The sequence below is a fragment of the Burkholderia sp. ABCPW 11 genome, from assembly GCF_001523445.1.
Taxonomy (GTDB): domain Bacteria; phylum Pseudomonadota; class Gammaproteobacteria; order Burkholderiales; family Burkholderiaceae; genus Burkholderia.
Map to the genome: position 1 here is coordinate 90,272 of NZ_LOVM01000098.1, position 21,616 is coordinate 111,887.

Consider the following 21,616-nt stretch of genomic DNA (forward strand, 5'->3'; position numbering starts at 1 on the left):
CCCGTTTTACTACGAAAGCAATTAGGTCAACGACGCTTAATGACGAGACATGGATTGGAGGACTGAATGGACGGGAACCCGTTTCTGAAGATACAGGGCCTGGGTCGGGCGCTGATGCTGCCGATCGCGGTATTGCCGGTCGCCGGCATCCTGCTGCGGCTCGGCCAGCCGGATGTGTTCAACATCAAGATGATCGCCGACGCCGGCGGCGCGATCTTCGACAACCTGCCGCTGCTGTTCGCGATCGGCGTGGCGGTCGGCTTCGCGAAGGACAACAACGGCGTGGCGGCGCTTGCGGGCGCGATCGGTTACCTGATCGAAACCGCGATCATGAAGGACATCGATCCCAAGCTGAACATGGGCGTGCTGTCCGGGATCATCGCGGGTGTCGTCGCGGGCCTGCTGTACAACCGCTACAAGGACATCAAGCTGCCGGACTACCTCGCGTTCTTCGGCGGCAAGCGGTTCGTGCCGATCATCACGGGGCTGGTCTGCGTGATATTGGGCATCGCGTTCGGGTACGTGTGGCAGCCGATCCAGCATGCGATCGATGCGGCCGGCCAGTGGCTGACGACGGCGGGCGCGATCGGTGCGTTCGTGTTCGGCTTCCTGAACCGTCTGCTGCTCGTCACCGGTCTGCACCACATCATCAACTCGCTCGCGTGGTTCGTGTTCGGCAACTTCACGCCGCCCGCCGGCGGCGAGATCGTGCACGGCGACCTGCACCGCTTCTTCGCGGGCGACCCGACCGCGGGCACCTTCATGGCCGGCTTCTTCCCGATCATGATGTTCGGCCTGCCGGCGGCGTGTCTCGCGATGCTGCACGAAGCGCCGAAGGAGCGCCGCGCGATGGTGGGCGGCCTGCTGTTCTCGATGGCGTTGACGTCGTTCCTGACCGGCGTGACCGAGCCGATCGAGTTCAGCTTCATGTTCCTCGCGCCGGTGCTGTACGTGATCCACGCGGTGCTGACGGGGTTGTCGCTCGCGATCTGCCAGATCCTCGGCGTGAAGCTCGGCTTCACGTTCTCGGCCGGCGCGATCGACTACGTGCTGAACTACGGGCTGTCGACGAAGGGCTGGATCGCGATTCCGCTCGGCATCGCGTATGGCGCCGCGTACTACGGGCTGTTCCGCTTTTTCATCCGCAAGTTCAACATGGCCACGCCGGGCCGTGAGCCGGCATCGACCGACGCAGCCGCGCAATCGTACGCTTCGGGCGGCTTCGTCGCGCCGGGCGTGGCTGCAACGGCTGCCGCACCGCGCGCGCAACGCTACATCGCCGCGCTCGGCGGGGCGGCCAACCTGTCGGTCGTCGATGCGTGCACGACGCGCCTGCGCCTGACCGTCGTCGATCCGGAGAAGGTATCGGAGCCGGAACTGAAGTCGATCGGCGCACGCGGCGTGCTCAAGCGCGGCGGCAACAGCGTGCAGGTGATCATCGGGCCCGAGGCCGACATCATCGCCGACGAGATGCGTGCCGCGATCGGCGGCGGCGCGGCCGGTGCCGCATCGGCGGCAACCGGCGCTGCCGCGCAGCCCGTCACGGGCGCGGCCGCCGGGCCGCTCGATCCGGAGCCGGCCCGCTGGCTCGCGGTGTTCGGCGGGGCGACCAACGTCGCGTCGCTCGAGGTGGTGGCCGCCACGCGCCTGCGTGTGGTCGTGCGCGATCCGTCGGCGGTCGATCGCGAGCGTCTCGGCACGCTCGACGTCGCATGGGTGTCGCTCGACACGTTCCACATCGTCTGCGGCAACGCGGCGGCGCGCTATGCCGAACAGCTCGGCGCGCGCCTGCCGCCGTCGGGCGGCGGCACGGCCGCACAACCGGCGTGATGCGGTGAAGCCGGCCTGATCGATCCGCGCGGCGGACTCGGGCAGGCGGTCAAAAGAAAACGGCTTGCGACGTACGCGTCGCAAGCCGTTTTTTCTTTTTGGGGCGGGCGATGCGCGATGCGTTTGCCCGCATCGCGCATCGCCGGATGCCTTCAGCCGTTCACGGATTCGTCAGCGTGAAGGTCGGCTTCCGGTAGCCGACGCCGGCGCGGTCGAGCTTCGGCAATTCGCGTTGCGTGAGCAGCGTCGCGAAGCCGGCCCAGTCGCGCTGCAGCGCGGCGATGTCGACGTGATGCGTGTCGCCGCGCTTGAAGCGCACGCCGGCCGCATACGGCAGCTCCCAGTCGGCCCGGTGCCACGCGCGCTCGGCGAGCGCGAGCAGCCGCGGATAGGCCATGTATTCGAGGAAGGTGTCGTTGCGCATCACTTCGCCCCACGCCTGGCCCTGCATGCCTTCGATGCGCGGCGCGGCCCCCGTGCCCGTCACCTCGAACGGGTTGCCGTCACGGTCGCCCATCACTTCGGCGTTCTGCGGCAGGTTCTCCGGCGCGAACGAGAACACCTTGTACTCGTCGGTTGCGTGCGAGCCCCAGTAGTAGCCGCGCTCGCGCGGATTGAGCGTGTACGGGAAGTCGAAGTACAGATAGTCGGGCAGCGCGAGCACCGTCAGGTAGCCCTTGCCGCTCAGGTCGCGCGCGCTGTCCGACGCACCCCAGAAGATCGTGTCCCACAGCGACACCATCACGTGGCGCGTGCTGAAATCCTGCGGCCCGTTGGCATGCTTGATGCCGTCCTGCCACGCGGCCATCGTGCCGATCCCGTTCGCGTTGACCGCCGCGCTCACCTGTTTCGCGAAACGCGTCGGCAGCTCGTCGATCGACTTGATCTCGCCGCGCTGGAGCAACGCCGTGCACGCGGGCGACCGCGCCCACGGCTTGTCCTGCGCGGCCAGATCGATGCGCCCCTTGTTCGGATCGGTGCCGTTCAGCGGCTGGAAGCCGCCGCCGAGGAAGATGTTCTTCGCTTCGTCGCCGCCGTAGTGCCAGGTCTGCAGCGGCGCCTGCGCGTCCGCGTGCATCGCCGCGATCTCGCGGATCACCTTCGACGCGAAGTTGAGCGCGCCCGGCACGCACGGGTTCAGGTCGCTGCGCCGGTCGTAGAACTGCACCGTCGTCAGGTTCGTCGTGTCCTGCGGGTCGAGCAGCCGATACGCGTTCGCCTCCTGCTCGCGGCCGGCCGCATGCAGCCGCCGGTAGCGCGCCTCCATCGTCACGACGGCCGCCCGTGCATGCGCGGGCATGTCGATCTCGGGGATGATCTGCACGAAGCGCGCGGCCGCGTAGCGCACGAGCGCCACGTAGTCGTCGCGCGTCAGGTAGCCGCCGCCGGAGCGGTTGTCGGGGCCGGAGCCGAGCTGCGGCAGCAGGCAGCGCGTCTCGCTCGGGTCGTGGCAGCGGCGTGCACCGATCTCGGTCAGCTCGGGCAGGCCGGGAATCTCGATGCGCCAGCCTTCGTCGTCGGACAGATGCAGATGCAGGCGGTTGAGCTTGTACGCGCTCATCTGGTCGATCAGGCGGCGCAGCGTCGCCTGATGCTTGAAATTGCGCGCGAGATCGACGTGCATGCCGCGATGCGTGAAGCGCGGCGCGTCCTCGACGAGCATCGCCGGGATCGGGCCGCCGCCGGCCGGCGCGAGCGAGAAGAGCGTCTGCACGCCGTAGTAGAGGCCCGCGCGATCGTAGCCTTCGATCAGCACGCCGCGCGGCCCGATCGCGAGCCGGTAGCCGCCCGGTGTCGCGAGGTCGGCCGGCAGCCGGCGCGGCGCGAGTGCGCCGCGAACCGGCACGCGCGCGCCGTCGAGCCCGAGGGTCGCCGCGCGCTCGCGCAGCGCCGCGACCTGAGCGTCCGGCAGGTCCGGCAGCGAGAGTTCGACGCCGCGCAGATCGAGCGTGCCGGGCAGCGGCTGTTCGCGCTTCACGCTCGGCAGCGCGCGGCCCGGATCGGGGTGTGCGGCCACCGGCGGCGCGTTGCCGGTCGAGTTGTTCTGCGCGTCGGCCGGCAGCGATTCGACGTAGCGCAGTTCGTTGTCGGTGTCGTCGTAGCGCAGCACGGCCGGAGGCGCGCCGTCGACGACGACATAGGGGCGCGGAATCACGTCGCTGTAACGCAGCAGCCAGTATTCGGCGACGAACGGCAGCTCGATGCGCTCGCCGGGCGCGAGCCGCACCGAGCCCGGCTGCGGCGTCAGTTCGTACAGGTCGCCGGTGAGCCGCCGCAGCGCGAAGCCCGGACGATCGATCCGCAGCAGGCGGCGGATGCTGTGCAGGTAGAGCTTCCAGCCGCCGTCGGCGATCGCCTGGTGGCCGCGGTTCTGCAGGATCAGGCGGCCCGTCGCGCAGGCGGCACCGTCGGCGCCGAGATCGGCGCACGGCACGCCGGCCGCGGCCGCGTGGTTGTTGTCGACCGCCACGCGCAACGCGAGGCCGTTCGACAGCAGCGCCGCGAGACCGGCCGCCTGGGCGGCGCCGGCGCTCGCGCCAGCAGCGGCCGACACCGGCGCTGATGCCGCCGAGATCGCGGCCGGCGACAGCACCGCGATCAGCAGACCGGCAATGAGGGAGGGCAAGGTAGGTTTCATTCGAACTCCTGAGAAAAAGGGGGGCGTAGCGGCGTCGTGACGCGACGTCGCTGCGAGCGGGTCTTTCAGTGGAGCTGCGGGCGATACCAGCACGCGGGGCGATGCGGGTGCCCCGCGTGCATTCGGCACGCGGAAGCGTGCGTTACGGAACGGGTGGCGGGCATGCGTGCCGATCGGACCGGCGCGGCGGCGGGCGCGGATTCATCGGCGGCAGTTGGCAATCGCCACGCCGGCGGGGCGGCGGCAGCCGGCGGCATTCGTCCGGCCGCGCACGGTCGCGACGACGGCGCGCGCTCTCGCACACGGACGTCGACACGGCGCGCAGGCGCACGCCATATATGGAATTCGCATGTCTCCCCCACCCGGAAGGAATCGGCCTGTTAGCGGCCGTGTCCAACGATCTTATGAAACCTTTTATTGGTATTCAAGTGGTATCAATCTGGCGCTAAATTGGCATCGACGTACGGCACCTGCCGGCGCGGCCGGGACGAAAAAAAACCTCGCGCGAAGCGAGGTTCTTTCCTTTCCTGACGGCGGCGGCGGCGCGCGCTCGGCCGCGCGCGTATCGCGCGTCGATGCCGTCAGTCGCGGCGCGCGCGCACCGGCGCTTCCTGCGGCTTCTGCCGCGCTTCGAGCCACATCGCGTTGACGATGCCGAACGACAGCGCGACGCCGATACCGAGAATCCAGCTGAAATACCACATGATTCGACTCCTTGCGAAACGGTGGACGAGGGCGCGTGCGCCCCGGTCGGTTCAATGCATCAATACATCGAGTGCTTGTTCTCTTCGAGCGTCTGGTGCGTGACCTTGCCGCGCATCACGCGATACACCCAGCTCGTGTAGAGCAGGATGATCGGCAGGAACACGATCACCGCGAACAGCATCACCTGCAGCGTCATGTGGCTCGACGTCGAATCCCACACGGTCAGGCTGCTGCGCGGGTCGAGCGACGACGGCATGATGAACGGGAACATCGAGAAGCCCGCGGTCAGGATCACGCCGACGATCATCAGGCCGGTGCAGAAGAACGCCGTCTTCTCCTGCTTCGAGCCGGCGAGCAGCAGCGCGAGCACGCCGCCGGCGATGCCGACGACGGGCGCCGCGATCATCCACGGATATTCGCCGTAGTTCGCGAGCCAGAGGCCCGAACCCGCGGCGACGTCCTTGAGCAGCGGGTTCGCGACGGTGTCGGTCGGCGCGGCGTGGGTGATGTGGAAGCCGCCGATGTAAGACGCCACCAGCACGCCGGCCAGCACGAACAGCACGACCGCGAGGAACGACGCGACGCGCAGCGCGATCGACGCGCGGCGCGCGATCGCGCCGTCGGTCTTCATCTTGATGAACGCGGCGCCGTGCGCGACGAGCATCGTGAGGCTGACGAGCCCGCACAGCAGCGCGAACGGGTTCAGCAGCGCCCAGAAGCCGCCGTAGTAGGTCACGCGCAGGTCGCTGTCGAACTTGAACGGCACGCCCTGCAGCAGGTTGCCGAACGCGACGCCGAACACCAGCGCCGGCACGAAGCCGCCGACGAACAGGCCCCAGTCCCAGCCCGCGCGCCAGCGCGGGTCGGGCCGCTTGCTGCGGTAGTCGAAGCCCACCGGCCGGAAGAACAGCGCGAACAGCACCAGCAGCATCGCGAAGTAGAAGCCGGAGAACGACGCCGCGTAGACGAGCGGCCACGCGGCGAACATCGCGCCGCCGGCCGTGATCAGCCACACCTGGTTGCCCTCCCACGTCGCGCCGACGGTGTTGATGATGATGCGGCGCTCCTCGTCGGTCTTGCCGAGGAACGGCAGCAGCGCGGTCGCGCCCATGTCGAAGCCGTCGGTGACGGCAAAGCCGATCAGCAGCACGCCGACGAGCAGCCACCAGATCAGCTTGAGAGTTGCATAGTCCATAGCGATTCCTTGTTCGGTTGCGAGGGCGTGCTCAGACTGCGGCCCGCTCGCCGGCTGCGGCGAGTTCGTGGTGATAGCGGCCGGTATGCAGCGACGACGGGCCGAGGCGCGCGTACTTGAACATCAGCTTGATCTCGATGACGAACAGCGCGGTGTAGAACGCGATGAAGCCGGCGAGGCTCAGGTACAGGTCGCTCGGCTGCAGGCTCGACGCGGACAGGTGCGTCGGCAGGATGCCGGCGATGGTCCACGGCTGGCGGCCGAGCTCGGCGACGACCCAGCCGAATTCCGCGGCGAGCCACGGCAGCGGGATCGCCCACACCGCGTAGCGGAGGAACCAGCGGCGGTTGTCCTGCAGCAGTTCGCGGCGCGCGCAGAACCAGAACGCGGCGGCGAAGGTCGCGAGGAACAGGAAGCCGAGGAACACCATGATCCGGAACGAGAAGAACACGGGCGCGACCGGCGGGATCGTCTTCTGCGCGGCGGCCTTGATCTGCTCGGGCGTCGCGTCGACCACGTTCGGCGTGAACTGCTTGAGCATCAACCCGTAGCCGAGATACTGCTTGTGCTGGTCGAACAGTGCGCGGGTCGCGTCGCTCGTGTCGCCTTCCTTGATCTTCTGCAGCGCGCCATACGCGACCATCCCGCTCTGGATGTGCTCCTCGCTGTGCTTCGCGAGCTCGCGCAGGCCGATCACCGGCTCGTCGATCGAGCGCGTCGCGATCAGGCCGAGCGCATACGGGATCTTGATCGCGTAGTCGGTGCGCTGTTCTTCCTGGTTCGGAATGCCGATCAGCGTGAACGAGGCGGGCGCCGGCTGCGTTTCCCATTCGGATTCGATCGCGGCGAGCTTCATCTTCTGTACTTCGCCGGTTGTATAGCCCGATTCGTCGCCGAGCACGATCACGCACAGCGTCGCCGCGAGGCCGAAGCCGGCCGCGACCGCGAACGAGCGCAGCGCGAAGTCGACGTCGCGCTTCTTCAGCAGGTACCACGACGACACGCCGAGCACGAACATCGCGGCCGTTACGTAGCCGGCCGACACCGTATGCACGAACTTCACCTGCGCGACCGGGTTGAACAGCACGTCGAACAGGCTCGTCAGCTCCATGCGCATCGTCTGGTAGTTGAACTCGGCGCCGACCGGGTTGTTCATCCAGCCGTTCGCGACGAGGATCCACAGAGCCGACAGGTTCGAGCCCAGCGCGACGAGGAACGTGACGATCAGGTGCTTGACCTTCGACAGGCGGTTCCAGCCGAAGAAGAACAGGCCGACGAACGTCGATTCGAGGAAGAACGCCATCAGGCCTTCGACTGCGAGCGGCACGCCGAAGATGTCGCCGACGTAGTGCGAGTAGTACGACCAGTTCGTGCCGAACTGGAATTCGAGCGTGATGCCGGTCGTCACGCCCATCGCGAAGTTGATCCCGAACAGCTTGCCCCAGAACTGGGTCATGTCCTTGTAGACCTGTTTGCCGGTCATCACGTAGACCGCTTCCATGATGACGAGCAGCCAGGACAGGCCGAGCGTCAGCGGCACGAACAGGAAGTGGTAGAGCGCCGTGATGCCGAACTGCAGACGCGACAGATCGACGACTTCGCTACTTATCATGGTGGTCTCCCTCGGTAGATGCAGGCGCCGGCACCGAGAGCAGCTTCTCGGCCACGGCGGCAGGCGGCAACGACATGTGCTCGGCCTGCGGATGATTGAAGAATGCGTATTTGAGCGACATCAGGAGGATCAGCTTGACGATCAGCACCAGGGTGATGTCGCGGGCGAGGGTCGGCCCGCGTGCCCACGCGGCGATGCGCGCGCGCCAGCCGCTCGTGCCGGCCGGCCGCGAAGGCGGCGGCGCAGGCTCTTTATTGATCGAGATCAAGGTGATTATCCTGAATCGATTTAGGTCGGATTGGGGGCGACTTTACGTCGGATTTATGACGGCCGTGAAGCTGTTTTAATCCTTTTGCGCCTGACATGCCAATTTTAAAAGGACGGCTTTCCGATGCCGAGTGCTGCGCTGCGGCAGACCGTCGCGAAACATGGGGTAAAAATTGAGGCAGATCAAGGTTATGCGGAAGGGCGCCGCAAATGACGTAATACCCGATGAATCAGGTCAATTAATCGGCGAAGAAGCGGAGCGCGAAAGGCGCTGAAAAGCGGATGAAAAGCAGTGGAAAACGGATGAAAAAAAACCGCTGCCGGTCGGGCAGCGGTTTTCGATGAAGCGCTCTGAATCGTCGGGGATTTACGCGTATTCGGCGAGGGCGGTGCGCATTTTTTTCATCGCGCTCGCTTCGATCTGGCGGATACGTTCCGCCGACACGCCGAACTCCGCGGCGAGATCGTGCAGCGTCGAGCCGCCCGAGCCGTCGTCGTCGACGTGCAGCCAGCGCGCCTCGATGATGCGGCGGCTGCGCGCGTCGAGCGCGTCGAGCGCCTGCGCGATGCCGTCCGTCTGCAACATGTCGCGCTGGCGCGCGGCGAGCACGGCGGTGGGCTCGTTGTGCGAGTCGGCTAGGTAGGCGATCGGCGCGTACGATTCCTCGCCGTCTTCCACCTGCCCTTCGAGCGCGATGTCGCCGCCCGACAGGCGCGTTTCCATCTCGGTCACTTCCTCGCGCTTGACGTTGAGCTCCTGCGCGAGGCCGTCGATTTCCTCGGGCGTCATCGCCTGCATGCTCTTCTTGTGGCTGCGCAGGTTGAAGAACAGCTTGCGCTGCGCCTTCGTCGTCGCGACCTTCACCATGCGCCAGTTGCGCAGGATGTACTCGTGGATCTCGGCCTTGATCCAGTGAATCGCATACGACACCAGGCGCACGTTTTGCGCCGGGTCGAACCGCTTCACGGCTTTCATCAGGCCGATGTTGCCTTCCTGGATCAGGTCGCCGTGCGGCAGGCCGTAGCCGAGATAGTTGCGCGCGATCGACACGACGAGACGCAGGTGCGACAGCACGAGGCGGCGCGCTGCGTCGAGGTTGTTGTCTTCGCGGAATTCGGTTGCGTACCGGCGTTCCTCCTCGGCGGTCAGCAGCGGAATACGGTTGACGGCCTGGATGTACGCGTCGATGTTGCCGAGCTGGCCGGGCAACATCGAGTGGGCTGCGAGCGCCAGCGAGCCTGCCGATTCGGCCTTGGCCGGCGTCGGGCTCAGGGTGTTCGGGAGGGTCAGGGCGTTGCTCACTAAAAACTCCTTTGGAATCAGGGACAAACCCCGGTCTCGGATGAGATTCCGGAAGTCATCTTAGCACTCCCGCAAGGTGAGTGCTAATTCCTTAGAGCAGGCGGGGGCATCCGAGTTCCCCATTTTTCTATCGAATCGGTCGAGTCGATAGTCTATCTTCCGACAAGGGGCGTGGCACGAAGTTCCGTAAGCCATTGTTTTCGATGGGAATCGGTAGACGATTTCGATTTTTGTCTTTTTGGAAGCAAGCTATTTCGCTTCGTGATGCCGATCCGAAAAGTCCTTTACCATACCATTCAGTTCGCTCGGGCCCGGCCGTTGCGGCAGGCTCCATTCAACCCACAAAGTTGGAGTGTCAGATGAACAATAAGAAGAATCGCCGGCCTCGCAGCCGGCTGGTGCTGCATGCGATGCTGGCAGCATCTCTTCTGGGTGGATCGGGTGCGGCTTTCGCGGATCGATGGGGGATCCAGGCGGGCGGCGGGTTTTCGGATCGTCGCGGGATCGACAAGGCCGATATCGGCGTGGTGTGGGATCCGGGCTGGAACTGGTGGGAAATCGGCGGCTGGCACTTCGCGTTCGTCGTCGAAGGGCACGCCGGCTACTGGCACACGGGCGGCAACGTCCATGGCAGTATCGGCGAGTTCGGCGTCACGCCGATGTTCCGTTTCATCAAGAGTAGCGGGGAGATTCGCCCGTTCATCGAGGCGGGCGGCGGCGTCCGGCTTCTGACGCACCCGACGATCTCGAACAATTTCTCGCTGTCGACCGCGTTCCAGTTCGCGCCGACCGGCGGCGTGGGCGTGCAGTTCGGGCAACGGCAACAATATCAGGTCGGCTACCGTTTCGAACATGTGTCTAACGCGGGTATCAAAGAGCCGAATCCTGGTATAAATTTCCACCAGTTCTACTTGCAGTACAACTTCTGATCCGTACGCCCGTGCAAGGCGGGCGCGTTGCCGAGGAGTCAGGCGATGGCGAAGGTGGTCGATGCGATCCGCGCGCTCGAGCGCGACCGGTTCCGGGCGATGGTGGACGGCGACGGCGAGGCGCTCGACGCGCTGTTGTCGGACAAGGTGTTTTTCGTCCACACCAACGGCAAACGCGAAACCAAGCAGCAGTTCATCGACGCCATCGTCGCCGGCCGCCGCCGCTATCGCCAGATCGAAATCCAGTCGCAGGACGTGCTGCCGGTCGGCGACGAGACCTGCGTCGTCACCGGGCGCGCGTTGATCGAGATGGAAACGAACAACGGCGGCCTCGTCTTCCCGATTGCCTATACGTCCGTCCATACGCACGCCCAGGGCCGCTGGTCCCTGTTCGCGTGGCAGGCGACGCGGTGCGCGACCGAGACGTGAGCGCGGGTGGCGCTCCTTTTCATGCCTCGACCGAAGCGGCCTTGTGAGCCGCTTTTTGCTGCCTCGTGCGGCGCGGATCGCGCGGCGCACGGGCGGTCACGCACCGCTCGCTGACGTTTCAACCCTGCATCGAAGCCCGCGCTCAGGCCGCCGCGCGGCGGTCCGCGCAGTGCCACGCCGAGCGGTTGATCGCGCTGACGACCGCATCGAGCGCTGCGCTCGCCGCATCGGCGTGCATGCCGACACCGTGCCGCAGCGGCGCCTCGCCGACCCGGCAGCCGACCGATACCGCGATCCGGCCGTCCGCGGCGCGCGTGTATTCGCACGATGCGACGTCGATCGCGACGCCGGCGGCCGCCGCAAATGCCGCGGCGAAATGCCGCACGGCGTCGTCGGGCGTCGCCTCGGCGGCAGGCGCCGCCGCGATCTCGCGGTTCTGCCAGCGCGCGCCGTTGCCGTGGCGCGCGGCCGGGCCGTCGGTCTCGAAGAATTCGCGTGCGAACAGCGCGCAGATCGCGTCGCCCGTCACTTCCTCGCCCGACGCATCGGCGAGCGTTTGCACCGCATGGCTGAACTCGATCTGGACGCGGCGGGTCGGCGTGAAGCCCATCCCGCGTTCGAGCAGGAACGTCGCGCCGCCCTTGCCGGACTGGCTGTTCACGCGGATCACCGCGTCATAGCTGCGGCCGAGATCGGCCGGGTCGATCGGCAGGTACGGCACCTCCCACATCGCGTCGGGGCGCTGCTGCGCGAAGCCCTTGCGGATCGCGTCCTGGTGCGAGCCCGAGAACGCGGTGAACACGAGGTCGCCCGCGTACGGATGGCGCGGATGCACGGGGATCTGGTTGCAGCGCTCGACGACGCGGTGCACGGCGTCGATGTCGGAGAAGTCGAGGCCCGGGTCGATACCTTGCGTGTAGAGGTTCAACGCGAGCGTGACGAGATCGACGTTGCCGGTGCGCTCGCCGTTGCCGAACAGGCAGCCTTCGATGCGGTCGGCGCCCGCGAGCAGCGCGAGTTCGGCCGCCGCGACCGCGGTGCCCCGATCGTTGTGCGGATGCACGGACAGCACGATGCTGTCGCGATACGCGAGGTTGCGGTCCATCCATTCGATCTGGTCGGCGAACACGTTCGGGCTCGCGGCCTCGACGGTGGCCGGCAGGTTGACGATCATCTTGTGGTCGCGGGTCGGGCGCCACGTCTGCGCGACCGCGTCGCAGATCTCGCGCGCGAACGTCAGCTCGGTCATGCTGAAGGTTTCCGGCGAGTACTGGAAAGTCCACTGCGTATCGGGGCGCGCGGCCGCGTGTTCCTTGATGATGCGCGTGCCGTCGATCGCGAGCGCCTTCACGTCGTCCTTCGACATCCCGAACACGATGCGGCGGAACGACGGGCAGACGGCGTTGTACAGGTGCACGATCGCGCGCGGTACGCCTTCGAGCGCCTCGAACGTGCGCGCGATCAGGTCCTCGCGCGACTGCACGAGCACTTCGATGGTCACGTCGTCGGGAATCCGCTCGTCGTCGATCAGCTTGCGGACGAAATCGAAGTCGGTTTGCGACGCCGACGGAAAACCGACTTCGATCTCCTTGAACCCGATGGCGACCAGCATTTCGAAGAACTCGAGCTTCTGCTCGATGCTCATCGGCTCGATCAGCGACTGGTTGCCGTCGCGCAGGTCGGTGCTCATCCATACGGGCGCGCGCTCGATGGTGCGGGCGGGCCAGCGGCGGCCATTGAGGCGGACGGGCTCGAACGGACGGTACTTGTCTTGCGGGTTGCGCATCATCTTCTGGACCTCGGGTCTCAAGTCGCGAGCGAAGACGGGCGGCAGGGCGGCGGTGGGCGCTGCCTCGCATCCGGCGCGCGATGGCGCCGCGGATGCGGATGATCTTCGCGAATCGGCCGACGGATGGACGGACGAATGCTGACGACTTCGGGTTGTAAAAATTACGAGAGGGGTACTGCGAGGAACTGCTGGGAGGACCGTGCGGACGGCACACGGCGCTACGACAGCCTTAGGCTAGTCGTAGCGATAGCGGCCGCGCTAGGCGGCCGGAGGTAATTCGGAGGGTGTTCGGAAAGGAACGCATGACGGCCACTCTATGCCAGGATGCGCCCGCGTGTCAAATGTCGGGATAAAGGGGCGGATCGCCGCGGCGCCCTCAGCGCGCGACGCGGGCGATCCGGACGATCGTCGCGACCTGTCGCGCCACCGTGTCGGGCACCGGCACCTCGCCGCGCAGCACGGCGTCCGTCCACGCGGCCGTGGTCGCCGCATCGCGCGACTCGGGTAGGGCGACGGGCGGTGCATCGCTCGACGAACGCTCGGCGTCGATCAGCGTGTCGCACACGCCGTCGTGCAGCCAGTCGACCTGCACCTGGCGGCGCGTGTCGGCCACCGCTTCGCCTTCGGTGCCGCGCGCGAGCAGCGCGCCGCCCAGCGCGGCGTCCGGATGGTCGCGGAACAACTGCGCGAGGCTGTCGCGGTACGGCGGATGCGTGTAGTTGACGAGCCGCAGCCCGGCCGGCGCGAACGGCTGCAGGATCTTCACGAGCGTATGCGTCGAATTGCGCACGCCGAGCACGCGGCGCATCGACAGCAGGTGCGCGATGCGCGGCGCCAGCACGTCGATCGGGGCGAACGCGACCCGGCGTTCGGCGAGCGTGTCCTCGATCGCATCGTGCGACGTCGACGGCGCGAGCGACAGTGCCGAGAAAATCTCGGCGCTCGTCACGCGGCCCGGATCGCATTCCACTCCATGCACCAGCACCGGCACGCCTTCGCGCGCGAGCAGCAGCGCGAGCAGCGGTACGAGGTTCGGCTGCTTGCGCGCGCCGTTGTAGCTCGGGATCGACACCGGCCGGAACGCGGCGTCCTGCACGTGCACGGGCTCGAACGATGCCTGCGCGGCGGCGAGCATCGCGGCCAGTTCGTCGGCGGATTCGCCCTTCAGCCGATAGGCGATCAGGATCGCGCCGAGTTCGACATCCGATACGCGCGCATCGAGCATCGCGCGATAGAGCTCGAACGTGTCCTCGGCGGATAGGGCGCGTGCGCCGTGCGGGCCGCGGCCGATTTCCTTGATGAAGCGGGCGCAAGGGAACGGCGCGGCGGCGGGATCGTGGGGAGCGGTCATCGGGGCGTGGGGCGGGCGGCCGGCATCGGGCCGCGCGGCAAGCGATCAGGAATGCCCCGAGTATCGCACGGGCGCGGCCGCGCATCGCGCCGCGCTACACTCTGGTTCCCGGCGACGCGCGCATCGGCTGCGCCGCGCCCGTGCCGTTGCCGGCCGAATACGACTACGAGAGACATCCCATGAAGCTCTACAGCTATTTCCGCAGTTCCGCGTCGTACCGCGTGCGGATTGCCCTGAACCTCAAGCAGTTGCCGTTCGACTACGCACCCGTGCACATGCTGCGCGACGGCGGCGAGCAACTGAAGGACGCGTACCGCGCGCTGAATCCGGATGCGGTCGTGCCGACGCTGATCGATGGCGACGCGACGCTGCAGCAGTCGCTCGCGATCATCGAATATCTCGACGAAACCCATCCCGAGCCCGCGCTGCTGCCGAAACAGCCGGTCGATCGCGCGTACGTGCGCGCGGTGGCGCTGCAGATCGCATGCGAAATCCACCCGCTCAACAATCTGCGCGTGCTCAAGTACCTGAAGCACACGCTGCAGGTGCCCGAGGACGCCAAGAACGCGTGGTACCGGCACTGGATCGAGGCCGGCTTCGAAACGCTCGAGACGCGTCTCGCGAACGATCCGCGCACCGGCACGCTGTGCTTCGGCGACACGCCGACGCTCGCCGACATATGCCTCGTGCCGCAGGTGTTCAACGCGAACCGCTTCTCGATCGACACGACGCGTTTCCCGACGATTCAGCGGATCGTCGATCATGCGGCGACGATCGATGCGTTCAAGGCCGCCGAGCCCGGCGTGCAACCCGACGCGGAATGAGCGCGGCGCCCGTGGCGGGCAACGACCGGGCGCGCATGAAAAAGGGCGCCCGAAGGCGCCCTGTGCGAGGTGCGACGCGAGCCGGCGGCGTTCAGCCGAGCAGCGCGTCCGCGAATTCCGCCGCGCTGAACGGCTGCAGGTCCTCGACCTTCTCGCCGACGCCGATGAAGTAGACGGGCACCGGGCGTTGCCGCGCGATCGCGGCGAGAATCCCGCCCTTCGCGGTGCCGTCGAGCTTCGTGACGATCAGGCCGGTGAGGCCCAGCGCGTCGTCGAATGCCTTCACCTGCGTGAGCGCGTTCTGGCCCGTGTTCGCGTCGATCACCAGCAGCACTTCGTGCGGCGCGCCGTCGTGCGCCTTCGCGATCACGCGCTTCACCTTCTTCAGCTCTTCCATCAGATGGAGCTGCGTCGGCAGGCGGCCGGCCGTGTCGGCCATCATCACGTCGATCTTGCGCGCGCGCGCGGCGCTGACCGCGTCGAAGATCACCGCGGCCGGATCGCCGCTTTCCTGCTGCACGACCGTCACGTTGTTGCGTTCGCCCCAGACCGCGAGCTGTTCGCGCGCGGCCGCGCGGAACGTGTCGCCGGCGGCCAGCAGCACCGACTGGTCGAAGCTCTGCAGATGCTTCGCGAGCTTGCCGATGCTGGTCGTCTTGCCCGCGCCGTTCACGCCGGCGATCATCATCACGAGCGGCTGCGCGCGGCCGAGCATCAGCGATTTCTCGAGCGGCGTCAGCAACTCGACGAGCAGGTCGCGCAGCGCATTCTTCACCTGCTGCGGATCGGTCAGCCGGCCCGCGCGCACCTTCTCGCGCAGCGCGCCGAGCAGGTATTCGGTCGCGTCGACGCCCGCGTCGGACATCAGCAGCGCGGTTTCGAGCTCCTCGTACAGATCCTCGTCGATCTTCGTGTTGACGAAGACGCCGGTGATGTTCGAGCCCGTCTTCGCGAGGCCTGTTTTCAGGCGCGCGAGCCACGACTTCTTCGCGGACGCGTCCTGCTGCGGCGGCGGGACGATCTCGACCGTCTCGACGACTTCGTCGCGGCCGTCGTTGGTCGGCGTGACCGTCATCACGACGGCCGGCGCGGCCGGTTGCGCGGGCGCCTGCGGCACGTCGGCCGCGGGCGGCGTCGCGCGCGCGTCGGCGTCGGACGCTTCGTCCGCTTGCTGCGCGTCGGCCGATGGCGATTCCGCCGGATCGGGCTCCTGCGTTTTCTTGAATCGTTTGAAGAAACTGAACATGGTCTGGCGTCGGGAAGAGGGCGGCCGCCGCCGAGGGCGGGGGCGCCGGACGGGCCGTTCTGCGTTCGCGCGGGCGCGGCGCACGGCGGCCGAAACCGTGCATTTTATCAGTGCGGCGTGGCGCTCGCGCCAGTGCGCGTCGCCGCTGTGGTAACGTGCGCCTGTTTGGCGGCGCCCCCCTGCGCGCGCCCGGTCCCTCCGTTGTCGATATCCCGTATGTCCCGTTCCTCTTCCGGCCGCCCGGCGGCCACCCCTGGCCGCGGCAAGCCGCACACGATCCGCATCATCGGCGGCGACTGGAAACGCACGCCGCTCGCGGTGCTCGATCTCGACGGCCTGCGCCCGACCCCCGATCGCGTCCGCGAGACGCTGTTCAACTGGCTCGGCCAGGATCTCGACGGGTGGCGCTGCCTCGACCTGTTCGCGGGCACCGGCGCGCTCGGCTTCGAGGCCGCGTCGCGCGGCGCGGCGAGCGTCGTGATGGTCGAGCGCCATCCGCGCGCCGCGCAGCAGCTTCGTGCGATTAAGGACAAGCTCGGCGCCCGCTCGGTCGAGATCGCCGAGGCCGACGCGCTGCGGCTCGCGGCCGGGCTCACGCCGGGCGCGTTCGACGTCGTGTTCCTCGATCCGCCGTTCGACGACCTGGCCGCGCTCGAGCGCGCGATCGCGTTGTCGGCGCCGCTCGTCGCGGCCGGCGGCGCGCTGTACGTCGAAACGGGGGCGGAATTCGATCCGGCCGCGCACGACGCGCTCGCGGGCTGGCAGGTGGTGAGGCACGGCAAGGCCGGTGCGGTTCACTATCATTTGCTGCGGCGCGAAAATGATGAATAATGCGCGTTCCATACGAGGCGGCGCGCCGCAAAGGCGACGCATGCCCATCTCGGCAGCGGCGTGCGCATCGCACGGCTGCCATCCCGTTTGCGTGATGACAGGAGGAGCGACATGGTAGTCGCCGTGTATCCCGGTACGTTCGATCCGCTGACGCGCGGGCACGAAGACCTCGTGCGGCGTGCGTCGAGCATTTTTGATACGCTGGTGGTGGGTGTCGCCGACAGCCGCGCGAAAAAGCCGTTTTTCTCGCTCGAAGAACGTCTGACGATTGCGAACGAGGTGCTCGGTCATTATCCGAACGTGAAGGTGATGAGTTTCACCGGCCTCCTGAAGGATTTCGTCCGGGTCAACAATGCGCGCGTGATCGTGCGCGGGCTGCGTGCCGTGTCCGATTTCGAATACGAGTTCCAGATGGCGGGCATGAACCGCTATCTGCTGCCCGACGTCGAGACGATGTTCATGACGCCGTCCGACCAGTACCAGTTCATCTCGGGAACGATCGTGCGCGAAATCGCGCAATTGGGCGGCGATGTCAGCAAGTTCGTGTTCCCGTCCGTCGAGAAGTGGCTGACCGAGAAGGTCGCCGCGATCGGAGGCCCTGCCGCGTGACGCGGCGCCGGCCGGTTTCGTTGCGAAGCCGGCCGGCGGCCTGAAGAAGTGAGATCAGTATGTCTTTGATGATTACCGACGAGTGCATCAATTGCGACGTGTGCGAGCCCGAGTGCCCGAACGGCGCGATTTCGATGGGCCCGGAGATCTACGTGATCGACCCGAACAAGTGCACCGAGTGCGTCGGCCATTTCGACGAACCGCAGTGCCAGCAGGTGTGTCCGGTCGAATGCATTCCGCGCGATCCGCAGCATGACGAATCGCACGCGCAATTGATGGAGAAGTATCACGCGTTGATCGCCGCCAAGGGCGACGACGCATCGTGATCCTGCGCTGACACGCGCGCCTCGATGGGCTCGCGCGCGTCGCGCTTTCGGATCGGCGCCGCCCGGCGCCGGTTCTTTCGTGTCAGGCCAGCAGCTCGTGCAACGCCGCGACGAGCGCATCGCATTCGGCATCGGTGCCGACGGTGATGCGCAGGTGCTGGTCGATTCGCGGCAGCCGGAAGTGCCGCACGAAAATTTCCCGTTCCTTCAGCTTCGCCGCGATCGTGCCCGCATCGTGCGCGGGATGGCGCGCGAACACGAAATTCGCGGCCGACGGCACGATCTCGAAGCCGAGTGCGTCGAGCGCATGCGTGAGCCGCGCCCGGCTGTCGATCACGCGCCGGCAGGTGGCGTGGAAATAATCGGCGTCCTCGTAGGCGGCCTGCGCGGCCACCTGCGCGAGCCGGTCGAGCGGATACGAGTTGAAGCTGTCCTTCACGCGGTTCAGCGCGTCGATCAGCGCCGCATCGCCGAACGCGAAGCCGACGCGCATGCCCGCGAGCGAGCGTGCCTTCGACGTCGTATGCACGACGAGCAGGTTCGGATGACGGTCGATCAGCGTGATGGCCGACTGCGCGCCGAAATCGACGTACGCTTCGTCGATCACGACGACCGACGACGGATTCGCGGCCGCGATCCGCTCGACGTCAGCGAGCGGCAACGCGCGCCCGGTCGGCGCATTCGGGTTCGGAAACAGTACGCCGCCGGCGTCGTCGAGATAGTCGTCGACGCGGATCGAGAAATCGTCCGCGAGCGGTACGACCGTGGTCTCGACGCCGTACAGGCGCGCGTAGGTCGGATAGAAGCTGTACGTGATGTCGGGAAAGCGTAGCGGCCGGTCGTGCTTGAGCAACGCCTGGAACGCGTGCGCGAGCACCTCGTCGGAGCCGTTGCCGACGAACACCTGCTCGGGCGCGATGCGGTGATGGGCCGCGACCGTCTCGCGCAGCGCGCGCGCGACCGGGTCCGGATAGCGGCGCAGCGTGTCGCCGGTGTCGCCGAGTTCGCGCGCGATCGCCGCGACGACGCGCGGCGACGGCGGATAGGGATTCTCGTTGGTGTTCAGCTTGACGGGATGCGCGAGTGCGGGCTGTTCGCCCGGCACGTAAGGCACGAGTTGCTGAACGACGTCGCTCCAGTAACGGCTCACCGCATGGCTCCTGTCGGGCAAAACGTCGAGAGTACCGCATGTGCGCGCCGCGGTGGGGCGAGCGAGGCCGCCCGGTTGCGCCGAACGGCCGATGCACCGGGCCGGTGCGACGGGCGGTCAGTTGCGATGCAGTTGCATCGTCGCGCGATCGAGTTCGCCCTTGACGACCATCGGCATCACGGCGAGCGCGCGCTCGATCGATGCGTCGATCACGTCCTGTTCCTCGCGGCGCGGCGGTTTCAGCACGAAGTTCGCAACGTCGGGCTTCGCGCCGGCGCGCGCACTTTCCGGAATCAGGTCGCGCGGATGGCCGATGCCGATCCGCAGCCGCCAGTACTGCTGCGACGACAGGTGCGCGGAGATGTCCTTCAGGCCGTTGTGGCCGCCGCTGCCGCCGCCGAGCTTCAGCTTCACGGTGCCGGGCGGCAGGTCGAGTTCGTCGTGCGCGACGAGGATCTGGTCGGGCAGGATCTTGAAGAATTGCGCGAGCGCGACGACCGATTGGCCGGAACGGTTCATGTAGGTTTGCGGCTCGAGCAGGTGGACTTCCTCGCCGTGCAGGCGCGCTTTCGCATAGAAGCCGTGGAAGCGGCGCTCGTCGCGCAGCGTCGTGCCGGCTTCGCGGGCGAGCTGGTCGATCAGCCAGAAGCCGGCGTTGTGGCGTGTCGCGGTGTATTCCGCCCCGGGATTGCCGAGGCCGACGATCAGTTTGATCATGACGTTTCGAAGGCGGCGGCTGCCGCCTGGGCGCAGAAAAAGAAAAACCCGCCGGGCAGGCCGCGGCGGGTTGCGTCGACCGTTTCGTGAAACGGATCGATTGGGCGCGTGAGCGGCCGCTTAGGCAGCCGGCGTTTCGCCTTCGTCTGCTGCGTCCGACACGGCGCCAGCCGGGATCGTCGCCGATGCGACGACCGGGTTTTCCGCGTCGACGTGCGCGACCAGCGCGACGCCCTTCGGCAGCGCGATGTCCTTCGCGTGCAGCGATTGACCGGCTTCGATCTTCGACAGGTCGACTTCGAGGAATTCCGGCAGGGCAGCCGGCAGGCACTCGACTTCGATTTCCGTCGCGACGTGCGAAACGACTGCGCTCGACAGCTTCACGGCCGGGCTGACTTCAGCGTTCAGGAAGTGCAGCGGCACCTTCGTGTGCAGCTTCTTCTTCGCGTCGACGCGCTGGAAGTCCACGTGCAGCACCAGTTGCTTGAACGGGTGGTATTGCACGTCGCGCAGCAGAACCTGTTGCGACTGGCCGGCCACTTCGAGGTCGAGGATCGACGAGTGGAAGGCTTCCTTCTTCAGGGCGTGCCACAGGGCGTTGTGATCGAGTTCGATCTTTTGCGGGGCGGCTTCGCCACCGTAGACGATACCCGTGGTCTTACCGGCGTTGCGCAGGCGGCGGCTCGCACCCGTACCTTGCTGTTGGCGCTCGAAAGCGACGACTTTCATGTGATTCTCCAATGGCTGCCCGCGACCAGGCAGTGAAACGGGGCCATCAAGCGGCCCCCGATGAAACGGCCGGGGTTTCGTCTATCCCGTCCGATTGTGCAAAAAGCGAAGCGTTGCCGCTTCGCTTTCCGCGCATACTTTGTTCCGTCGTTTCGCGATCAGGATTCCGCGAACAGCGACATCACCGAATCGCCGCGGCGAATCCGCGAGAACGTCTCGGCCAGCAGGCTCGCGCTCGTCAGCGAGCGGATCTTCGAGCACGCCAGCGATTCGGCCGACAGCGGAATCGTGTCGGTCACGACCAGCTCGTCGAGTGCCGACGCGGCGATGCGATCTGCGGCGCCGCCCGACAGTACCGGGTGTGTCGCGTACGCGAACACCTGTTTCGCACCGCGGTCCTTCAGCACTTGCGCGGCCTTGCAGAGCGTGCCGGCCGTATCGACCATGTCATCCATGATCACGCAGGTGCGGCCTTCGACTTCACCGATGATGTTCATCACTTCGGCGACGTTCGCCTTCGGGCGACGCTTGTCGATGATCGCGAGATCGCAGTTGAGCTGCTTCGCGAGTGCCCGGGCACGCACCACGCCGCCGACGTCCGGCGACACGACGAGCAGATCCGAGTAGTTCTGCTTGCGCAGGTCGCCCAGCAGGATCGGCGTGGCGTAGATGTTGTCGACCGGAATGTCGAAGAAGCCTTGAATCTGGTCGGCGTGCAGATCCATCGTGATGATCCGCTCGACGCCGGCGATTTCCAGCATGTTCGCGATGACCTTCGCCGAGATCGCGACGCGCGCCGAACGCGGGCGGCGATCCTGACGCGCATAGCCGAAGTAGGGGATGGCTGCAGTGATCCGGCCGGCGGATGCGCGCTTGAGCGCATCGACCATGATCATCAGTTCCATCAGGTTGTCGTTCGTCGGTGCGCACGTGGATTGCAGGACGAAGACGTCCTTGCCGCGCACGTTTTCCTGGATCTCGACCTGGATCTCGCCGTCGGAGAAACGGCTGACCATTGCTTTGCCGAGGGGGATACCAAGGATATTGACGACTTCCTGGGCGAGCGCGGGATTCGCGTTGCCAGTAAAGACCATCAGGCCATCATGGCTGTGGCTGCTCATCGTGCACCTGCTTCA

The 21,616-nt window shown here is 66.8% G+C and carries 20 protein-coding genes; 7 read left to right on the top strand and 13 right to left on the bottom strand.

Going from position 1 to position 21,616, the window contains the following annotated elements:
- The first annotated feature begins 66 nt into the window (after window positions 1-66).
- Entirely contained in the window at window positions 67-1,830 is a 1,764-nt protein-coding gene (nagE, locus tag WS61_RS31925; RefSeq protein ID WP_059506615.1) for an N-acetylglucosamine-specific PTS transporter subunit IIBC, read from the top strand.
- A gap of 160 nt (window positions 1,831-1,990) precedes the next feature.
- Here nagE and WS61_RS31930 read toward each other — a convergent pair whose 3' ends face one another.
- The 6 genes from WS61_RS31930 to rpoH form a co-directional block, all read right to left on the bottom strand.
- The gene (locus WS61_RS31930; protein WP_059506617.1) at window positions 1,991-4,468 is read right to left on the bottom strand and encodes a family 20 glycosylhydrolase; all 2,478 of its coding nucleotides are present in this window, start codon (window positions 4,466-4,468) and stop codon (window positions 1,991-1,993) included.
- Window positions 4,469-5,049: 581 nt separating this feature from the next.
- Complete coding sequence (gene cydX / locus WS61_RS31935) at window positions 5,050-5,172, bottom strand: cytochrome bd-I oxidase subunit CydX (RefSeq protein WP_006483737.1); 123 nt, start codon at window positions 5,170-5,172, stop codon at window positions 5,050-5,052.
- A gap of 59 nt (window positions 5,173-5,231) precedes the next feature.
- Window positions 5,232-6,368: a cytochrome d ubiquinol oxidase subunit II gene (gene cydB / locus WS61_RS31940; protein ID WP_059506619.1), complete on the bottom strand. Its 1,137-nt coding sequence runs from the start codon at window positions 6,366-6,368 to the stop codon at window positions 5,232-5,234.
- Between the two features lie 31 nt (window positions 6,369-6,399).
- The gene (locus WS61_RS31945; protein WP_059506621.1) at window positions 6,400-7,980 is read right to left on the bottom strand and encodes a cytochrome ubiquinol oxidase subunit I; all 1,581 of its coding nucleotides are present in this window, start codon (window positions 7,978-7,980) and stop codon (window positions 6,400-6,402) included.
- Window positions 7,970-8,248 (bottom strand): cytochrome oxidase putative small subunit CydP, encoded by a 279-nt coding sequence (gene cydP, locus WS61_RS31950; RefSeq protein WP_059506623.1) that lies wholly within the window; start codon window positions 8,246-8,248, stop codon window positions 7,970-7,972. The genes WS61_RS31945 and cydP overlap by 11 nt, the downstream gene beginning before the upstream one ends.
- A 366-nt stretch (window positions 8,249-8,614) precedes the next feature.
- Window positions 8,615-9,550 carry an RNA polymerase sigma factor RpoH gene (gene rpoH / locus WS61_RS31955; RefSeq protein WP_059506625.1) on the bottom strand — a complete coding sequence of 312 codons (936 nt, stop codon included), beginning with the start codon at window positions 9,548-9,550 and terminating at the stop codon, window positions 8,615-8,617.
- A 359-nt stretch (window positions 9,551-9,909) separates the two neighbouring features.
- Here rpoH and pagL point away from each other — a divergent pair, with 359 nt between their 5' ends.
- Both pagL and WS61_RS31965 read left to right on the top strand, forming a co-directional pair.
- Window positions 9,910-10,479: a lipid A 3-O-deacylase PagL gene (pagL, locus tag WS61_RS31960; protein ID WP_034208431.1), complete on the top strand. Its 570-nt coding sequence runs from the start codon at window positions 9,910-9,912 to the stop codon at window positions 10,477-10,479.
- A 45-nt stretch (window positions 10,480-10,524) separates the two neighbouring features.
- Window positions 10,525-10,908: a nuclear transport factor 2 family protein gene (locus tag WS61_RS31965; RefSeq protein WP_059506627.1), complete on the top strand. Its 384-nt coding sequence runs from the start codon at window positions 10,525-10,527 to the stop codon at window positions 10,906-10,908.
- A 142-nt stretch (window positions 10,909-11,050) separates the two neighbouring features.
- Here WS61_RS31965 and leuA read toward each other — a convergent pair whose 3' ends face one another.
- Both leuA and ybiB read right to left on the bottom strand, forming a co-directional pair.
- A complete protein-coding gene (leuA, locus tag WS61_RS31970) occupies window positions 11,051-12,697 on the bottom strand; it encodes a 2-isopropylmalate synthase (protein ID WP_059506629.1) in 1,647 nt (548 codons plus the stop codon).
- Window positions 12,698-13,073: 376 nt separating this feature from the next.
- On the bottom strand, window positions 13,074-14,048 hold the full coding sequence (ybiB, locus tag WS61_RS31975; protein WP_059506631.1) for a DNA-binding protein YbiB: 975 nt from the start codon (window positions 14,046-14,048) through the stop codon (window positions 13,074-13,076).
- Between the two features lie 179 nt (window positions 14,049-14,227).
- Here ybiB and maiA point away from each other — a divergent pair, with 179 nt between their 5' ends.
- Entirely contained in the window at window positions 14,228-14,872 is a 645-nt protein-coding gene (gene maiA / locus WS61_RS31980) for a maleylacetoacetate isomerase (protein WP_059506633.1), read from the top strand.
- Between the two features lie 91 nt (window positions 14,873-14,963).
- Here the strand turns inward: maiA and ftsY are convergent, their stop codons facing one another.
- Window positions 14,964-16,118 (bottom strand): signal recognition particle-docking protein FtsY, encoded by a 1,155-nt coding sequence (gene ftsY / locus WS61_RS31985; protein ID WP_059506635.1) that lies wholly within the window; start codon window positions 16,116-16,118, stop codon window positions 14,964-14,966.
- A 216-nt stretch (window positions 16,119-16,334) separates the two neighbouring features.
- Between ftsY and rsmD the strand changes: the two genes are divergently transcribed.
- The 3 genes from rsmD to WS61_RS32000 all read left to right on the top strand — a co-directional run bounded on the left by rsmD (window position 16,335) and on the right by WS61_RS32000 (window position 17,884).
- Complete coding sequence (gene rsmD, locus WS61_RS31990) at window positions 16,335-16,949, top strand: 16S rRNA (guanine(966)-N(2))-methyltransferase RsmD (RefSeq protein WP_059506637.1); 615 nt, start codon at window positions 16,335-16,337, stop codon at window positions 16,947-16,949.
- 111 nt (window positions 16,950-17,060) lie between these two features.
- Window positions 17,061-17,558 (top strand): pantetheine-phosphate adenylyltransferase, encoded by a 498-nt coding sequence (gene coaD, locus WS61_RS31995; protein ID WP_027785472.1) that lies wholly within the window; start codon window positions 17,061-17,063, stop codon window positions 17,556-17,558.
- A gap of 59 nt (window positions 17,559-17,617) precedes the next feature.
- A complete protein-coding gene (locus tag WS61_RS32000) occupies window positions 17,618-17,884 on the top strand; it encodes a YfhL family 4Fe-4S dicluster ferredoxin (RefSeq protein WP_059506639.1) in 267 nt (88 codons plus the stop codon).
- 82 nt (window positions 17,885-17,966) lie between these two features.
- Here the strand turns inward: WS61_RS32000 and hisC are convergent, their stop codons facing one another.
- From hisC to WS61_RS32020, 4 genes are all read right to left on the bottom strand, one after another.
- The gene (gene hisC / locus WS61_RS32005; RefSeq protein WP_059506641.1) at window positions 17,967-19,034 is read right to left on the bottom strand and encodes a histidinol-phosphate transaminase; all 1,068 of its coding nucleotides are present in this window, start codon (window positions 19,032-19,034) and stop codon (window positions 17,967-17,969) included.
- A gap of 117 nt (window positions 19,035-19,151) precedes the next feature.
- Window positions 19,152-19,751, bottom strand: a complete 600-nt coding sequence (pth, locus tag WS61_RS32010; protein ID WP_048246979.1) for an aminoacyl-tRNA hydrolase — start codon at window positions 19,749-19,751, stop codon at window positions 19,152-19,154.
- A 120-nt stretch (window positions 19,752-19,871) separates the two neighbouring features.
- A complete protein-coding gene (locus WS61_RS32015) occupies window positions 19,872-20,480 on the bottom strand; it encodes a 50S ribosomal protein L25/general stress protein Ctc (RefSeq protein WP_034208424.1) in 609 nt (202 codons plus the stop codon).
- A gap of 158 nt (window positions 20,481-20,638) precedes the next feature.
- Window positions 20,639-21,601 (bottom strand): ribose-phosphate pyrophosphokinase, encoded by a 963-nt coding sequence (locus tag WS61_RS32020; protein ID WP_006483739.1) that lies wholly within the window; start codon window positions 21,599-21,601, stop codon window positions 20,639-20,641.
- Window positions 21,602-21,616: the final 15 nt, after the last annotated feature.

What these genes read in the sequence shown, in the direction of transcription:
- nagE (WP_059506615.1), top strand. Translation starts at nt 67, where the DNA reads ATGGACGGGAACCCGTTTCTGAAGATACAGGGCCTGGGTCGGGCGCTG.
- WS61_RS31930 (WP_059506617.1), bottom strand. Translation starts at nt 4,468, where the DNA reads ATGAAACCTACCTTGCCCTCCCTCATTGCCGGTCTGCTGATCGCGGTG.
- cydX (WP_006483737.1), bottom strand. Translation starts at nt 5,172, where the DNA reads ATGTGGTATTTCAGCTGGATTCTCGGTATCGGCGTCGCGCTGTCGTTC.
- cydB (WP_059506619.1), bottom strand. Translation starts at nt 6,368, where the DNA reads ATGGACTATGCAACTCTCAAGCTGATCTGGTGGCTGCTCGTCGGCGTG.
- WS61_RS31945 (WP_059506621.1), bottom strand. Translation starts at nt 7,980, where the DNA reads ATGATAAGTAGCGAAGTCGTCGATCTGTCGCGTCTGCAGTTCGGCATC.
- pagL (WP_034208431.1), top strand. Translation starts at nt 9,910, where the DNA reads ATGAACAATAAGAAGAATCGCCGGCCTCGCAGCCGGCTGGTGCTGCAT.
- WS61_RS31965 (WP_059506627.1), top strand. Translation starts at nt 10,525, where the DNA reads ATGGCGAAGGTGGTCGATGCGATCCGCGCGCTCGAGCGCGACCGGTTC.
- leuA (WP_059506629.1), bottom strand. Translation starts at nt 12,697, where the DNA reads ATGATGCGCAACCCGCAAGACAAGTACCGTCCGTTCGAGCCCGTCCGC.
- ybiB (WP_059506631.1), bottom strand. Translation starts at nt 14,048, where the DNA reads ATGACCGCTCCCCACGATCCCGCCGCCGCGCCGTTCCCTTGCGCCCGC.
- maiA (WP_059506633.1), top strand. Translation starts at nt 14,228, where the DNA reads ATGAAGCTCTACAGCTATTTCCGCAGTTCCGCGTCGTACCGCGTGCGG.
- ftsY (WP_059506635.1), bottom strand. Translation starts at nt 16,118, where the DNA reads ATGTTCAGTTTCTTCAAACGATTCAAGAAAACGCAGGAGCCCGATCCG.
- rsmD (WP_059506637.1), top strand. Translation starts at nt 16,335, where the DNA reads ATGTCCCGTTCCTCTTCCGGCCGCCCGGCGGCCACCCCTGGCCGCGGC.
- coaD (WP_027785472.1), top strand. Translation starts at nt 17,061, where the DNA reads ATGGTAGTCGCCGTGTATCCCGGTACGTTCGATCCGCTGACGCGCGGG.
- WS61_RS32000 (WP_059506639.1), top strand. Translation starts at nt 17,618, where the DNA reads ATGTCTTTGATGATTACCGACGAGTGCATCAATTGCGACGTGTGCGAG.
- pth (WP_048246979.1), bottom strand. Translation starts at nt 19,751, where the DNA reads ATGATCAAACTGATCGTCGGCCTCGGCAATCCCGGGGCGGAATACACC.
- WS61_RS32015 (WP_034208424.1), bottom strand. Translation starts at nt 20,480, where the DNA reads ATGAAAGTCGTCGCTTTCGAGCGCCAACAGCAAGGTACGGGTGCGAGC.
- WS61_RS32020 (WP_006483739.1), bottom strand. Translation starts at nt 21,601, where the DNA reads ATGAGCAGCCACAGCCATGATGGCCTGATGGTCTTTACTGGCAACGCG.